Origin of the sequence: Burkholderia sp. RF7-non_BP4, from assembly GCF_001521935.1 — a bacterium.
In the GTDB taxonomy this organism is placed as follows: Bacteria; Pseudomonadota; Gammaproteobacteria; order Burkholderiales; family Burkholderiaceae; genus Burkholderia; species Burkholderia diffusa.
Genome location: NZ_LOTA01000057.1, coordinates 39,190 through 54,578 on the forward strand (window position 1 = coordinate 39,190; position 15,389 = coordinate 54,578).

12 protein-coding genes and 1 pseudogene are annotated in these 15,389 nt (G+C 67.0%); 4 read left to right on the forward strand and 9 right to left on the reverse strand.

Going from position 1 to position 15,389, the window contains the following annotated elements:
• Positions 1–74 precede the first annotated feature (74 nt).
• The gene (locus tag WS49_RS20680; protein ID WP_059532754.1) at positions 75–1,673 is read right to left on the reverse strand and encodes an APC family permease; all 1,599 of its coding nucleotides are present in this window, start codon (positions 1,671–1,673) and stop codon (positions 75–77) included.
• Between the two features lie 420 nt (positions 1,674–2,093).
• Between WS49_RS20680 and WS49_RS20685 the strand changes: the two genes are divergently transcribed.
• Positions 2,094–2,297 carry a cold-shock protein gene (locus WS49_RS20685; protein ID WP_006477070.1) on the forward strand — a complete coding sequence of 68 codons (204 nt, stop codon included), beginning with the start codon at positions 2,094–2,096 and terminating at the stop codon, positions 2,295–2,297.
• Between the two features lie 102 nt (positions 2,298–2,399).
• On the opposite strand, the gene WS49_RS20690 is transcribed toward WS49_RS20685, so the two are convergent.
• From WS49_RS20690 to WS49_RS20700, 3 genes are all read right to left on the reverse strand, one after another.
• Positions 2,400–3,650 (reverse strand): Hsp70 family protein, encoded by a 1,251-nt coding sequence (locus tag WS49_RS20690; RefSeq protein WP_059532757.1) that lies wholly within the window; start codon positions 3,648–3,650, stop codon positions 2,400–2,402.
• A 256-nt stretch (positions 3,651–3,906) separates the two neighbouring features.
• Entirely contained in the window at positions 3,907–4,512 is a 606-nt protein-coding gene (locus tag WS49_RS20695) for a nitroreductase family protein (RefSeq protein ID WP_059532759.1), read from the reverse strand.
• A gap of 158 nt (positions 4,513–4,670) precedes the next feature.
• Entirely contained in the window at positions 4,671–5,954 is a 1,284-nt protein-coding gene (locus tag WS49_RS20700; protein ID WP_059532761.1) for an MFS transporter, read from the reverse strand.
• Positions 5,955–6,170: 216 nt separating this feature from the next.
• Here WS49_RS20700 and WS49_RS20705 point away from each other — a divergent pair, with 216 nt between their 5' ends.
• Together WS49_RS20705 and WS49_RS20710 are read left to right on the forward strand one after the other, a co-directional pair.
• A complete protein-coding gene (locus tag WS49_RS20705) occupies positions 6,171–6,794 on the forward strand; it encodes a TetR/AcrR family transcriptional regulator (RefSeq protein WP_059532763.1) in 624 nt (207 codons plus the stop codon).
• A gap of 81 nt (positions 6,795–6,875) precedes the next feature.
• Positions 6,876–7,448, forward strand: coding sequence for a DUF1415 domain-containing protein (locus tag WS49_RS20710; protein WP_059532764.1), 573 nt, complete (start codon positions 6,876–6,878; stop codon positions 7,446–7,448).
• Between the two features lie 55 nt (positions 7,449–7,503).
• Here the strand turns inward: WS49_RS20710 and WS49_RS20715 are convergent, their stop codons facing one another.
• The 3 genes and pseudogenes from WS49_RS20715 to WS49_RS20725 all read right to left on the reverse strand — a co-directional run bounded on the left by WS49_RS20715 (position 7,504) and on the right by WS49_RS20725 (position 10,237).
• Positions 7,504–8,394, reverse strand: coding sequence for a class I SAM-dependent methyltransferase (locus WS49_RS20715; RefSeq protein ID WP_059532767.1), 891 nt, complete (start codon positions 8,392–8,394; stop codon positions 7,504–7,506).
• A gap of 89 nt (positions 8,395–8,483) precedes the next feature.
• Positions 8,484–9,617 (reverse strand): annotated as a pseudogene (locus WS49_RS20720) (methyltransferase).
• 125 nt (positions 9,618–9,742) lie between these two features.
• On the reverse strand, positions 9,743–10,237 hold the full coding sequence (locus WS49_RS20725) for an LEA type 2 family protein (protein ID WP_059532770.1): 495 nt from the start codon (positions 10,235–10,237) through the stop codon (positions 9,743–9,745).
• Positions 10,238–10,881: 644 nt separating this feature from the next.
• Here WS49_RS20725 and WS49_RS20730 point away from each other — a divergent pair.
• Positions 10,882–13,050, forward strand: a complete 2,169-nt coding sequence (locus WS49_RS20730) for a M1 family metallopeptidase (protein ID WP_059532774.1) — start codon at positions 10,882–10,884, stop codon at positions 13,048–13,050.
• Between the two features lie 109 nt (positions 13,051–13,159).
• Here WS49_RS20730 and WS49_RS20735 read toward each other — a convergent pair whose 3' ends face one another.
• Together WS49_RS20735 and WS49_RS20740 are read right to left on the reverse strand one after the other, a co-directional pair.
• Positions 13,160–14,188, reverse strand: coding sequence for a transporter (locus tag WS49_RS20735; RefSeq protein WP_059532842.1), 1,029 nt, complete (start codon positions 14,186–14,188; stop codon positions 13,160–13,162).
• Between the two features lie 214 nt (positions 14,189–14,402).
• Positions 14,403–15,368 (reverse strand): hypothetical protein, encoded by a 966-nt coding sequence (locus WS49_RS20740; protein ID WP_059532777.1) that lies wholly within the window; start codon positions 15,366–15,368, stop codon positions 14,403–14,405.
• Positions 15,369–15,389 lie beyond the last annotated feature (21 nt).

Genomic DNA, 15,389 nt, shown 5'->3' on the forward strand with positions numbered 1-15,389 from the left:
GCCCGCCCGAGCAGCGCTCGGACGGGCTTTTTCAACGCTTTCCGCCACCGCCGATTCCGGTGGCGGGTCAGGCGTCAGGCACCGACCCCTTCGAGGATCTCGTCGTGCGACTCACGCTCGTCGAGATACTGGGTCCGGTAGCCCGTGTTCACGCCCCAGAAGTAGAACACCAGCGAGATGGCCGCGACGATCAGCATGTCCCAGCCGTACGGCAGCACACCGTAACCGCCGAACTCCTTGCTGCCGATCAGCGACAGCACGGCCATCGTCGGCAGGTACGCGACCAGCCACCACGCGGCCTTCAGGTCGGCGCCCCAGCCGGTCCAGCCCGACTTCGCCTGGAAGTAGAAATACACCGGCAGCGCGACGATCATCAGCAGGATGATTTCGCCGGTCAGCGGCCACTTCGCCCAGTACAGGATCAGCGACGCGCAGACAAACGCGAACGGTGCGATCAGCTTCATCAGCGGGATCGACAGCGGACGCTCGATGTCGGTCGCCGCGCGGCGCAGCGCCATCAGGCTGATCGGGCCGGTCAGGTACGAGATCACCGTCGCGACCGAAATCACCGCCGCGAGCGAGCTCCAGCCGCGGAAGAAGAACAGGAAGATGAACGACACGAGCAGGTTGAACCACATCGCCTGGCGCGGCACGCCGTAGATCGGGTGCACGTTGCCGAACATCTTCGGCATCGTGTTGTTGCGTTCCATCGCGTAGATCATGCGGGTGGTCGTCGCCATGTAGGTCGTACCGGTGCCGCTCGGGCTGATGAACGCGTCGACATACAGCAGGATCGCGAGCCAGTTCAGGTTCAGCGCGATCGCGAGTTCCGCGAACGGCGACGAGAAGTTGAAGTGCGCCCAGCCCTTCGCGACGTCGGCCGGGTTCACCGAGCCGATGTACGCCATCTGCAGCAGCACGTAGATCACGAGTGCGATCAGGATCGACGTGATCACCGCGAACGGCACGCTGCGCGACGGATTGCGCGCTTCACCGGCCAGGTTCACCGGGCTCTGGAAGCCGTTGAACGCGAACACGATGCCGCTCGTCGCGACCGCGGTCAGCACGGCCGACCAGCCGTACGGCGCGAAGCTTGCATTCGACGCGGTGCCGAGGTTTTCCGAATGGAAGCTCGACATCATCAGGCCGAGGATCGTGAGGCCGGGGATCAGGAACTTGAAGATCGTGATCGCGGTGTTCGCACGCGCGAAGGCCTTGACGCCCCAGTAGTTCAGCATGAAATAGATGACGACCAGCACGGCCGACAGCAGCAGGCCGGGTGTCGTCAGCTCGCCGTTCACGAACAATGCGTGCGCCCACGGGTACTGCCACGTGCTCATGTACTGGATCGATGCTTCCGCCTCGATCGGAATCACCGATACGATCGCGATCCAGTTCGCCCATGCGCTGATGAAGCCCACCAGCGAACCGTGCGAGTAGCGCGCGTAGCGCACCATGCCGCCCGACTCGGGGAACATCGCGCCCAGTTCGGCATACGTCAGCGCAATCGCGAGAATCACGACCGCGCCGATGACCCATGCGCAAATCGCCGCCGGACCGGCAATCTTCGCAGCCTTCCAGGCGCCGAACAGCCAGCCCGAGCCGATAATCGAACCCAGTCCCGTCAGCATGAGTGCAAACGGGCCGATGTTCCGTTGAATAGAACTCTTCACATCCTCTCCTATGTCTCAAAAAGCATGGTCGGCACGCTGTCCGGGATCGGCTCGGATAGCACCGCGCATGCAATTTTGGGGGGAAGGATCACCCGATCGGGGCAACCCTTCCACGCGGCGCGTAGTTTAACGGTTGCACCTCCAAGTTGGCGCCAAAATCGTTCGGCCCCTACAAAAAATTCGCGTCGTTTGCAAGGTTTGTAAACCTTAACTCCGCAATAACCCTGAGTGCATGGAAATACGGTTGACCGCGCGCCCGAATAGCCGTATAAACAACGTTGCAGGATTTCAAGCGGCGAGTGAATTGGTTCTTTCGTAGTTCGCCCATCAACGGTACTCCGGTTGGTCCCATTACCCCCTTCCTTGATTTTCCGCACCCATGGGCCTCGGCCCCGTTTTATCTTTTTAGGAACAAGTAACATGGCAACCGGTACCGTCAAGTGGTTCAATGACGCAAAGGGCTTCGGCTTCATCACCCCGGAAGGCGGCGGCGACGATCTGTTCGCGCACTTCTCGGAAATCCGCGTCGAAGGCTTCAAGACGCTGCAAGAAAACCAGAAGGTTGAATTCGAAGTGAAGACGGGCCCGAAGGGTCTGCAAGCTGCGAACATCCGTCCGGTCTAAGTTCGGCGCGATATTTCGTGTAAAAAAGCCCCGCTTCGGCGGGGCTTTTTGTTTTCCGGCGCGGGCAGCCTTCGGGCCGCCGCCGATCCGAATGGCGTTCGGTCAGCCGAACAGCCGCTGCGCGTGAATGCCGAGCCCGGTCGCGACGCTCGCGAGGCGATCGCCGAACACCGGCTGCGCGTCCGGGAACGCGCCGGCAAGTGCACCCGACAGGAACGCGAGCCCGGTCGAGCCGCCGGTGAAATACAGCGCGCCGACGTCGCGCGGCGCAACGCCCGCAAGCCGCACCGTTTCGCGCGCGGCATCCACGATGCGCGCGGTGTCGTCGACGCTCGCATCGACGAGGCGTTCGGCGTCGAACGCGATCTGCAGATCCTCTTCCACGTCGTTCAGGTCGATCATCGTCTCCCCGCCCGCCGCCACGCCGATCTTCGCTTCTTCCGCGCGCGCCATCAGCGCATGCCCGAGCCGTTGCTCGACCACGCGCGTGAGCCGGTCGTACTGTCGTACGTCCTGGTACAGATGCTTCATCAGCTTCAGCTCGCCCAGCCGCTTCGGCGTATAGACCGTGTTGATCAGATGCCAGGTCGCCAGGTCGAAATATATCCGGTTCGGCAGCTCGCGCCCCTCGGGATCGAGCGAGCGGTAGCCGAACGCCGGCAGGATCGCCGCCAGCTCGACGCGACGGTCGTAATCGGTACCCGCGACGTGCACGCCGTGGTGCGCGAGCACGTCATCCTTGCGCTCGAGGCGCGCCATGCGCTCCGGCCCGACGCGCACCAGCGAGAAGTCCGACGTGCCGCCGCCGATGTCGGCGACCAGCACGAGCCGCTCGGCCTGCTGGCGCGACTCGTAGTCGAAAGCGGCCGCGATCGGTTCGTACTGGAAATGCACGTCCGTGAAACCGACCGACCGCGCGGCGGCTTCGAGCTGGTCCTGCGCGAGGCGGTCGGCGCGCGGATCGTCGTCGACGAAGAACACCGGCCGGCCGAGCACCGCGCGCCCGATCGGCGCGCCGGCGCGCGCTTCGGCCTTGCGCTTCAGGTGCGTCAGGAAGCGCGCGATGATCTCCGTGTACGCCATCGCGCTGCCGTCGCCGAGATCGGTCGTGGTTTCCGCGAGCGGCGAGCCGAGGATGCTCTTCATCGAGCGCATCAGGCGACCGTCGAAACCGTCGATATAGGATGCGAGCGCCGCACGGCCGTATTCGACCGTCTGCTCGTCGTTGTTGAAGAAGATCGCGGTGGGCAGCGTCAGGTGGTCGCCCTCGACGGGCGCGAGGCGCATGCCGTCGCAGTCGGGCAGTGCCACGGCGGAATTGGACGTGCCGAAATCGATCGCGCAGTAAGTCATGGGAAGGTGCCGCAGCATGGCCGGCGCGAAAACGGAAAGGACGGGCTTTTTAACATGAAGCCCGCCGGATCACAACCGGATCGCCCACCGATGCCGGTGCAACCGGCCCGGGGGCCGCGATCGGGCGCACCCGCGGCGCGCCGTCGACGGGTGCGGACAGGGGATCGATCCTGCGCCACGCCTCTGCGCCGCCCGCTTGCGGCGCGCCGGCAACTGACGCGGACCGGGTGCTCGACGAACGCTGCCGGCTTGCGGATCAGGCTGCGGCGTCGAAACCCTTCTTCCATGCGCCCGCATAGACGACTTCGCCGATCGCGTGACGCGTGCGCGGCGCCTTTTCGCGATCGCGCAGCACCGGATCGAGCTTGTCGACGTTGCCGTAGTGGCCGAGCGAGATGATCGCCGGAACCGCGACGTCGGCCGGAATCTCGAATGCGTCGCGGAACGCCTTCGCGTCGAAGCCGCTCATCTGGTGTGCGGCGAGACCCAGCGCATGCGCCTGCAGCACCAGCGACATCGCGGCGGCGCCCGCGTCGTACAGCGCGGTCGGCGCCGGCTCGCCCTTCGGCGTGAGCGTGTGCGCGGTCACGGCGATCAGCACCGGCGCCGGCGCGTTCCAGCCCTGGTTGAACGGCACCAGCGTCGCGAATGCGCGCTTGAACGCCGCTTCGTCCTGCGTGCGGTCGAACACGATGAAGCGCCACGGTTGCGCGTTGTACGCGGACGGCGCCCAGCGCGCGGCTTCGAGCACCGCATGCAGATCGGCGCCGCTGATCGGCTCGTCCGAATACGCGCGCGGGCTCCAGCGGCCCGCGATCAGGTCGTGAATCGAAACAGTGGTGGGTGCAGGTTTGACGGACATGCGGTTCCTCGCTGACATCGATGAAGGGGCGCGAACGCCTGGCGAACCGCAAGCATAACCGCTTGAGGCGTCACGCGCCCGGTCATCCCGCGCAATGCAAATCACCGATTCCGCATTGACCGGCCGCGCCCGCGCACGGGCCGGCCGGAGCGCCGCGCTCAGGCGGCCTGCGCGGCCGCGCGGGACGGGCCGCGGTTGATCCGCAGCACGATCAGCGCGCCGACGATGCAGAGCCCGCCCGAAATCATCGACGCGATCGTATAGGTGCCGAGGCTGGCACGCAGCAGCCCCGCGCCGAGCGCCGCGAATGCCGCGCCGAGCTGGTGGCCCGCGACGATCCAGCCGAACACGACCGGCGCCGCGGCCTTGCCGAACACGTCGGTGGCGAGCCGTACCGTCGGCGGCACGGTCGCGATCCAGTCGAGCCCGTAGAACATCGCGAACAGCGGCAGCCCGAAGAAATCGATGCCGAACGCATGCGGCAGGTAGATCAGCGACAATCCGCGCAGCCCGTAGTACCAGAACAGCAGCACGCGGTTGTCGTAGCGGTCGGACAGCCAGCCCGACAGCGTCGTGCCGAACAGGTCGAACACGCCCATCGCCGCGAGCAGCGATGCGCCCTGCACTTCGGTCATCCCGTAGTCGCTGCACATCGCGATCAGGTGCGTGCCGACATAGCCGTTGGTGCTCGCACCGCAAATGAAGAAGCTGAAGAACAGGAGCCAGAAGTCGCGCGAGCGGCTCGCCGTCAGCAGCGTGCGGAACGCGACCGCGAGCGGGTTCTCCTTCGTCGCGTCGGGCGCGGCCGGCGCGTCGGCCGGCTCGCCGTACGGGCGCAGCTTCACGTCGGCCGGCCGCTCGGGCAGCAGGAACGCGACCAGCGGAATCACGATCGCGGCCGCCACCGCGACGACCAGCACGACCGGCCGCCAGCCGTGTCGCTGCGCGATCGCCGCGAGCATCGGCAGGAACACGAGCTGGCCGGTGGCCGTGCTCGCCGTCAGGATGCCCATCACCAGGCCGCGCCGCGCATGGAACCAGCGCGTGACGAAGGTCGCCGACAGCGTCAGCGCGACGACACCCGTCGAGCAGCCGACCATCAGCCCCCAGATCACGACCATCTGCCAGCTCTGCGTCATCATCGACGACAGCGCGACGCCCGCGCTCATGGTCACCAGCGCGGTCAGGATCGTCGGCCGCAGCCCGAAGCGCTGCATCGCCGCCGCCGCGAACGGGCCCGTCAGGCCGTACAGCGCGATGTTCACCGAAATCGCCAGCGAAATCGCCGCGCGGCTCCAGCCGAGTTCGCGCTCGAGCGGCACCATCAGCACGCTCGGTGTCGCGCGCGTGCCGGCCGCGGCCAGCAGGATCAGGAAAACCACCGCCGCCGCGAGCCATCCGTAATGGAAACGCCCGCCGATTCGTGTCACTGCCCAGTTCATGTCATCGCTCTCCAGTTGGCGGCCCGGCGCCCGCGCGCCTGCCCCGCCTCACCACCAGGCCACCTCCGCCGCACGCTGCATCGGCTGACCCGGGCCGATACCTGGCATTCGTCTGTCGATCCGTCGGCATTGTTACCGATCGGTCACAAGTGTGTTGCGATCGTAGTTACCAGTCGGTAACATGTCAAGCAATTCACCACGCAGTCGAGGGTCATCATGTCGGGCATCGAAGCCGCCAACAAGCCGCCGGCACGCCGCACGCGCCAGCCGATCGCCGCGGCCGCCGCGCACGAACACCTGCTGCGCGCCGCGGAGGAGCTGTTTTACAAGGAAGGGGTGCGCGCGGTCGGCGTCGAGGCGGTCGTGGAACGCGCGGGCGTCAACAAGATGAGCCTGTACCGCCAGTTCTCGTCGAAGGACGAGCTGATCCTCGCGTATCTCGAACGGATGGATGCGTGCTTCTTCGAGCGCTTCGATTCGAGCGTCGCGAAGCATCCGGGCCAGCCGAAGGCGCAGTTGATCCAGTATTTCGTCGATCTCGCGGAGCGCGCGACGCAGAAGGACTATCGCGGCTGCCCGTTCGTCAACGTCGCGGCCGAATTCCCCGATGCGTCGCATCCGGCGCGCGAGCGCGTCGCGCAGAACAAGGAGCAGTTGATGAAGCGGCTCGTCGAGCTATGCGAAGGCGCAGGCGCCCGGCAGCCGCAAGCGCTCGCCGACGCGCTCGCGCTCGTGGTCGAGGGCATCTACGCGGCCAGCCAGACCTACCGGCACGGCGAAACGCCGATCGGCACCGCGCCCGCGCTGGTCACTCAATTGATCGAAGCCGCCTGCGCGTGACGGGCGGTGCATGCGCAAATCTCGCGTGCCCGCTCCGCTACAATGCGGCCCTCGCTGCCGCCTGACCCGACTGCCCTCGCCATGACCGATACCCGCCCCGATTCGCACGACGACATCCTCGCCGCCACGCGGCACTGGCTCGCGCGCGCGGTGATCGGGCTCAATCTGTGCCCGTTCGCGAAGAGCGTCTACGTGAAGGAGCAGGTGCGCTATGCGATCAGCGAAGCGACGACGCTCGAGGACGCGCTCGCCGACCTCGAAACCGAGTTGCGCGCGCTCGAAGCGGCGGATCCGCAGCAGGTCGACACGACGCTCGTGATCTATCCGCGCGCGTTCGCGGATTTCGTCGACTACAACGATGCGCTGTTCTTCGCCGACCGGCTCGTGCGGCAACTGCGGCTCGACGGCGTGCTGCAGATCGCGAGCTTCCATCCCGAGTACCGGTTCGAAGGCAGCGAAGCCGACGACATCGAGAACTACACGAACCGCGCGCCGTATCCGATGCTGCACCTGCTGCGCGAGGACAGCATCGCGCGCGCGGTCGACGCGTTCCCGGACGCGTCCGCGATCTACGAGAAAAACCAGGAAACGCTGCGCCGCCTCGGCCACGACGGCTGGCGCGAATGGATGCGCCGGCCGGGCGACGACGTCTGACGCGTCGCGCGACGGCCGGCTGCCGCGCGGCAAACGGGCTGCGCGTCGGCCGGCGTCAGTCCGAAGCCGGCTCGGCGGCCTCGCCCGCCGCCGCCGCGGGCGCCGGCGCGAAGAAGCGCTCGTTCAGTTCGGCGAGCCCGAACATGCCGAGGATCTCGTTCAGCCGCTCGGCGGGCTTGCGGCGCGGCAGGTTCTTGTACTGCGCGATGATCAGCTCGTTCTTCATCGAATGTTCCCAGCCGACCAGCTCGGTCACGCTGACCTGGTATCCGTGCGCCTCGAGCTGCAGGCAGCGCAGCACGTTGGTGATCTGGCTGCCGAATTCGCGCGTATGCAGCGGATGCCGCCACACTTCCGTCAGCGCGTTCGCGAGCGACTTGCCCTTGTTCCTGCGCAGCACGCCCGCGACTTCCGCCTGGCAGCACGGCACCAGCACGATGTGCTGCGCGCGTTTCGCGAGGGCGAAACGGATCGCGTCGTCGGTCGCCGTGTCGCATGCATGCAGCGCGGTGACGACATCGACCGTTTCGGGCAGCGTCGGCGACGTGATCGAATCGGCGACCGACAGGTTCAGGAACGACATGCCGCCGAACCCGAGTCGCGCGGCGAGTTCGGTGGAGCGCGTGACGAGCTCCTCGCGCGTCTCGATCCCGTACACGTGCGACGCGAACGCCGGCGTGCCGTGCCCCGGCTGCTGCTTGAAGAACAGGTCGTACAGGATGAAGCCGAGATACGACTTGCCGGCGCCGTGATCGACGAGCGTCACGCCGCCCTTGTCGGCCTGCACGCTCGCGAGCAGCGGCTCGATGAACTGGAACAGGTGATAGACCTGCTTCAGCTTGCGGCGGCTGTCCTGGTTCAGCTTGCCGTCGCGGGTGAGGATGTGCAGTTCCTTCAGCAGCTCGACGGACTGCTCCGGACGGATTTCGTAGGTCTTGTTCGACATCGTGAAGCGGCGCCGGGCCACGGTCGGTCGACCACGGCCCGGCGGCGGGAATTCGTGAGGAATGGCGACAGTTTACCGAAAATACGCGATCAGGCCCGCGCGCCGAGCCGCCAGAGCGACGTAACCTCGGCGCGGCGTGCCGCGTGCAGCGGGTCGTCCGTGTCGGCGGACTTCGGGTGCGCGGGGCGGATGTCTTCGCGGCCGAGCACGACGAGACCGGCTTCGTCGATCCATTGCAGCAGCGTGTCGCGCGGCCGCAGGCCGAGATGCTCGGCAAAATCGGACAGGATCAGCCAGCCTTCGCCGCCCGGTTCGAGATGGTCGGCGAGCCCCGCGAGGAAACCGCGCAGCATGCGGCTGTCGGGATCGTAGACCGCATATTCGATCGGCGCGCTCGGACGGGCCGGCACCCACGGCGGATTGCAGACGACGAGCGGCGCGCGGCCGGCCGGAAACAGGTCGGCTTCGACGACCTCGACGCGCTCGGCATGACCGAGCCGCGCGACGTTCTAGCGGGCGCACGCGAGCGCGCGCGGATCCTGATCCGTCGCGACGATGCGTTCGACGCCGCGCGACGCGAGCACGGCCGCGAGCACGCCGGTGCCCGTGCCGATGTCGAACGCGAGCGACGTCGCGGGCAGCGGCGTGCGCGCGACGAGTTCGACGTATTCGCCGCGCACCGGCGAAAACACACCGTAATGCGGATGGATCGGCGCGCCGCCGAGCGCCGGAATCGGCACGCCCTTCTTGCGCCATTCGTGCGCGCCGACGAGGCCGAGCAGCTCGCGCAGCGACACGACCGACGGCGCGCCGCCCGGGCCGTATGCTTCCTCGCACGCGGCACGCACGTCGGGCGCGCGGCGCAGCGGGATCGTGTAGTCGGCGTCGAGCGGGATCAGCAGCATCCCGAGCGTGCGGGCGCGCTGCGATTGCGCGAGGCGGTGCAGGTTGAACGCGTCGACGCCCACCGCGGCCTTCGCCTTCTTCGGCTTGCGTTCGACGCGGCGCGCCATCGCCTGCACGAGCTGGCGCGCGTTCTGGAAGTCGCCCTGCCAGACGAGCGCCGTGCCCTCGCACGCGAGGCGGTACGCGACGTCGGCGGTGAGGCGGTCGTCGGCGGGCACGGCGCGCCTGGGCGGCTGCACGCCGGCTTCGGAGCGCCAGCGCACGGCATGTTCGGCGCCGTCGGCGTCGGTCCAGTGGAAAACGGGAAAATCGGTCACGCGAGCTCGGCTACGGTTGGCTTCAGACAGGCGGCGCTACAGGAGCGCGCCGCGCGGACCACACCATACCGCGCTTTGCCCGCGCGGCAAAGCGCGCGCGACCGCACTGGCATCGCGCAGGCAGCCTACCCGCCCCACCCCGGCATCGCCGGCATGCGCAACGTGCCCGCATCGCTGAAGCGCACGGTGCCGAGCACGCCGCCCGCGAGCCGGCCGCGCAGCGCGTACGGCAACTCGCCGTTGGCCGCCGCGCCGGGCAGGTTCCACGCCTGGCGCGCGGCGGCGAACGCCGACACCGAAACGGGCACGTCGATCACGGCCTCGCCGAAGCGCGGCACGACGCCCGAGCGATCGCTGACGCCGCTCGCGAACGGCGTGCCGTTCAGTTCGAGCGCGACCGAAATGCCGTCGTATTCGATCGGCGTGTCGTTCGGGTTCTGCACGCGCAGTTTCAGGCTGAAGCGCATCTCGAGGCCCTGTCCGACCAGCGGATCGAGCCCGGCGACGGTCACGCTCACCGGCTCGCGCGTCAGGCCCGCGCAACCGCCGAGCACGAAGACGGCGGCGAACAGCAGCAGCATGGCGCGCAGCGGCGCGATACGGAACAGGGCTCGTGGCATGGGCAGGCCTCCTTGCGGCAATCGATTGACGGATCGTCGCTGCATTGTACCGAGCACGCCACGCTCCGCCCTGATTCGTAGTTTTCGCGCGCCGCCGAGATCGTTAATAGATTAAAACTACGGAAACAAGCAGTCGAACGGAGAGCGAATTAATGCCTCCCAGCATTCAATGGCGCGCAAAAAATTCAATCGAAGCACTTTCTAATTTTTTCGTTTCCTTTACCCAAAACCATCAAGTATATTTACGCATCCTTCGAGCAGGCCGACAAACCTTCAAGCCGCATGACGGCGATTTTACGGAACGGCGACATGCCGTCCTTCCGTCCTGCGGCCTGGTACGGCCAGCCCCGTGGGCTGTCGGTTCAAAGGGAATGCACGCCCCGTGCAGGGCGGGCGGCCCCGTGTCGTGCGCGCGAAATCAATTCAGTACAACACGCGCCCGGCCATTTTGAACCGGCAAGTTAACCGACATCCGGAAACACAGAGGGGGCAGTAAACCATGATTACCTTCACGTAGTCGGCCGCCGTCTTTTCGAATAATCCGTCATTGGAATTTCTCGTCGCCGTTGATTAACGGCGAGGGATTTCTTTTGCCGGCGTTTTCGCAGCACTGAACGATTCTTTCAACAATCGAGGTTTCAGTCATGTCGATCAACATTCACAAGATGCGTTACCTGCCGCTGGTCGCCGCGCTCGCGCTCGCCGGGTGCGGCGGCGACGACAGCGGCGTCGGCTCGGCTTCCGCGCTCAGCTCCGCCGGCGCGCCGCACTCGAGCTCGTCGCCCGCGGCCAACACGCCGCCGAGCGCGTCCAACGTCGACAAGAGCGTGTCGCCTGTCGAGCTGCCGGACACCGTGGTACCCGTCAACTACCGGCTGTGGTTCCGCCCGAACGAAGCGCTGAACGCGTTCGACGGGCGCGCCGATGTCGAGATCAAGGTGCTGAAGCCGGTCAACAACATCGTGATCGCCGGTCACCGCATCAAGTTCACGAACGGCCGCATCACGCTGCAGCCGGGCAACATCCAGCTGATCGCGACGCCGCAGGACAAGGGCGACTTCTACCAGCTGCGCCCCGTCGCCGGCACCATCGCGCCGGGCAACTATTCGCTGCACATGGAGTGGTCGGGCATCATCAACTTCAAGTCGTACGACGATCCGGCCACGCAGACGGGCGGCAGCTGCGGCGACGATCCGTATCCGGGCTGCTCGGCCGCGGAAGGCGTGTTCCGTGTCGACCTGAAGAGCACCGACGGCACGACGAGCGGCGCGATCCTCACGCAGGGCGAAACCAACCTGTCGCGCCAGTGGTTCCCGGGCTGGGACGAGCCGGCATTCCGGCCGACTTATGAGGTGACGGCCGAAGTGCCGCAGAACTGGCGCGTCGTATCGAACGCGGCCGAGAAGCCGTCGACCAACGTCGGCGGCGGCTACAAGCTCGTGCAGTTCGAGAAGACGCCGCCGATGCCGTCGTACCTGCTGTTCTTCGGCGGCGGCATGTTCGACACCTACGAGGACGATTTCTCGAGCCCGCTGCCGGGCGGCAAGGGCGGTCTGCACCTGCGCGTGTTCACGCCGCCGGGCATGAGCGACTGGGCGAAGCCGGCGATGGACCGCACCAAGCAGGCGCTCGACTTCTACTACCGCTACACGGGCATCCCGCTGCCGCTGACGAAGTTCGACACGGTCGCCGCGAACGACGCGTTCAAGGAGCAGAAGGACCTGAACTTCGGCGGGATGGAGAACTGGGGGTCGATCCTCGAGTTCGCCGACGACATCCTGCCGCAGCCGGGCCAGCCGATGTCGCGCTACGGTAACGAGGTGCTGACGCACGAGGTCGCGCACCAGTGGTTCGGCGACCTCGTCACGACCGACTGGTGGGACAACGTCTGGCTCAATGAATCGTTCGCGACGTTCTTCGAGACGAAGACGACGATCCAGTTCTTCCCCGACGAGTTCAGCTGGCTCGATCAGGTGAAGAACAAGTATCGCGTGATCAATCGCGACATCGGCCCGAACGCGTTCCCGGTCGCGCCGAACTTCAACGACTGGGCGTCGAACGACTTCGTGCTGAGCGCGAGCGCGTTCACGTACGACAAGGGCGGCCACGTGCTGAAGACGCTCGAGAACTATCTCGGCGAGCAAACCTTGCGCAAGGGCCTGCAGCAATACCTGGTCGACTACTCGTTCGGCAACGGCACGCCGAAGCGCCTGTGGGATGCGCTGTCGAAGGCGAGCGGCCAGCCGGTCGGCCCGATCGGCGACAGCTACGTGCGCCAGACGGGCGTGCCGCTGATCTCGCTCGATACGCAGTGCGACATGACGAAGAACCAGACGATCGTCACGCTGAAACAGCAGCCGTTCCCGAACAAGAACGCGTATCCGGGCCTGCAGTGGACGGTACCGATCACGCTCGCGTACGGCCAGGGTCTCGCGAAACACACGACGCTCGCGCTGAAGGATACGCAGACGCAAACGCGGATCGACGGCTGCACGGGCGTGGTCGCGGATCCGAGCGGTCTCGACTACTACGTCGTAAACTACAGCGACGCCGCGTGGAGCGGCCTGCTCACGCAGGTCAACGGCTCGACCGATCCGGTGCTGCTCGCGAACCTGAAGAGCGAGGCCGCGCTGCTGGTCGCGAACAACCTCGCGCCGGCTTCGCGTTCGACGTCGATCGGCTCGGTCGCCTCGCCGGCCGCGATGAAGCTGCGCCAGACGCCGAGCTTCGGCGGCATCGCGCCGACGGTGAAGGAACGTCCGTCGCTGCGCTACCAGGGCATGTTCAAGCCGCGCAAGACGCTGGTTCAGTAACGTCGTCCGGCCGACCGGTGCCGCGCCGTTCGCGGCGCCGGCCGGCGTTCGATCTTTCACGTCCTTTGGCAGGCCCCGGATACGGGGCCTGTTTTTTTCGTGACCGCCGCTAGCGATCGTCGCGCCGGCGAAACGCCCACCACGCGGCGAGCGCGGTAAAGCCCGCGACCAGCAGCACCATCAGCCAGAACCCGTGCTTGTTCTCCGAGAACGGCACGCCGCCGACGTTCATCCCGAAGAAGCCCGCGACGATGTTGATCGGCAGCGCGATCACGGTCACCAGCGTCAGCGTGAACAGCGTCCGGTTGTTCTGCTCGTCGAGCCGCGAACCGATCTCTTCCTGCAACAGCTTGATCCGCTCGTTGAGCCCCGACAGATCGGCGAGCACCAGCGAGAACTCCTCGGTCGACTCGCGCAGCTCCTGCACGTCTTCGGCATGCAGCCACGCGGGCGGCTTCGCGAGCAGCCGGAAGATCGACCCCGGCTCCGGCGCGAGCATGCGCTGCAGCCGCGTGAGCGTCCGGCGCATCGCGCCGAGTTCGACGCGATTCGACGTGAGCCGTTGCGACAGGAAGCGATCCTCGATGCGGTCGACGTCGATGCTCGTGCGCCGCATGATCTGGATCAGCAGGTCGGCCTGGTCGCGCAGCAGGTGCACGAGCAGTTCGGCCGGCGAGCGGAACCGCTCGCCGTCGCGCACGCAGGCGCGCAGCGTGTCGACCGAGCGCAGCGGCTTGAGCCGCGCGGTGACCATGATGCGCCGCTCGACGTGGACGAACAGCGTCGCGATTTCCGACGGCGTCAGCTCGAGGTTGAACATCACGTCGTTGACGATCGCGCGCAGCGCGCCGTCCTCCTGCTCGATGCGCGTCGAGCGCGATCCTTCGTGAAGGAATGCGAAGAAGCTGTCGGGCAATCCGAGGTGCGTGCGCATCCAGCGCTCGCTTGCGCCGTGCGCGAGATTGAAGTGCAGCCAGACGAAATCGTCCGAGGCGGCCGCATCGCGCTCGCGGCACGTGCGCAGCCATCCAGCGGCCGCGTCGGCGTCGAGCATCGCACCCGAGCCGCCCGGGACGAAGCGGAATCCGCACACCATGCCGGACGTATCGGCGCCGTAAGTCTGTACGATCAGGTCCATCGTGTCGAAGGTGGTGCGGCGCGCATCGCGCCGCGCATCGCGCATTGCGGCGCCACGCCGGGAAATTGAAAGGAAACGTATGCCCGACGCATGCGACATTTTCGTGACGGCGTCGCATACGGACGTCCGGTGTCGGGTGTCCGGCGGCCCCAAAAACAACGCGCCGCCCATTGGGCGGCGCATGTGCGGGTGAGCAGGCCGGCGTGACGCGTGGTTACTGCCGCGTCTCCGACTGCGCGGCGGTCGGGCAGGCCGGATCCTTGCCCCAGTGGCCGTCGCAGACGCGCCAGCGGCACAGCTGATCCTCGAAGAAGCCGCGCTCCGAGCACTCCTTCACGCGCGCCGCGAGCGAACCGCCCGTCGTGGCGGCCGTCTTGGTCGGCACGGCCTGCCCCTTCTGCGCGGCGACCTTCTTGTCGGCCGGCTTCGTGCGTGCGACGAGCGCGGCGAGCAGGTCCGCATCCGGGTCGTCCTTCCCGGCGGCCTTCGCGCTCGCGGTACGGGTCGTCGCGTCATGACGCTTCTTCGCCTGCGCGAGCTCCGCCTGCTGTTCCTTGTGGTGCTTGCGGGCCTCCGCCTTCGTGTCTGCCTTCCCATCGGCCTTGCCGCGTGCGGCGACCTTGCCGCTCTGCGCGGCTTCGGCCTTCGCCGATTTCGTCGTCGCAGCGGCGGCGGCGGCCGTCGCGGCGACGGCGCCTGCCGTGGCCGCGCCCGAGGCGTCGTCGGCGCCGTTCGCGAGCGCGCGCGACAAGCGGCTGTTGTCCGCGCCCGATGCGCCCGATGCGGACGCAACGGTCTGGGACGCCGCATCGTCATTGACGATCGTGGCCGGTTGCGCGGCGGGAGCGGCCGACGCGGCATTCTGCGCGACCTGCACGGCGGCGCCGCTGGCCGCCTCGGCCTTTGCCGCTGCCTGTGCGGGCGCGGCGGCCACGACGGCCTGCTCGCCGGATTGCTGCTGCCAGCGCCATGCCCCCCAGCCGCCGACGGCGACCACGAGCGCGACGACGGCCGCGATCGGCCCTTTCAGCGAGCGGCGCGGCGCTTCGGCCGGCGGCGTGACACGTCCTTCCAGATTCGCGAGAATGCGCGACTGCTGCGGTCCGCCCTCGCCTGCCGGTTTGGTATCGGACAGCAGGCTCGGCGGGGTTTTCGAATTTGAATTTTCCGGCGCACTCATTCAGCGTCTCATTGAATCCTG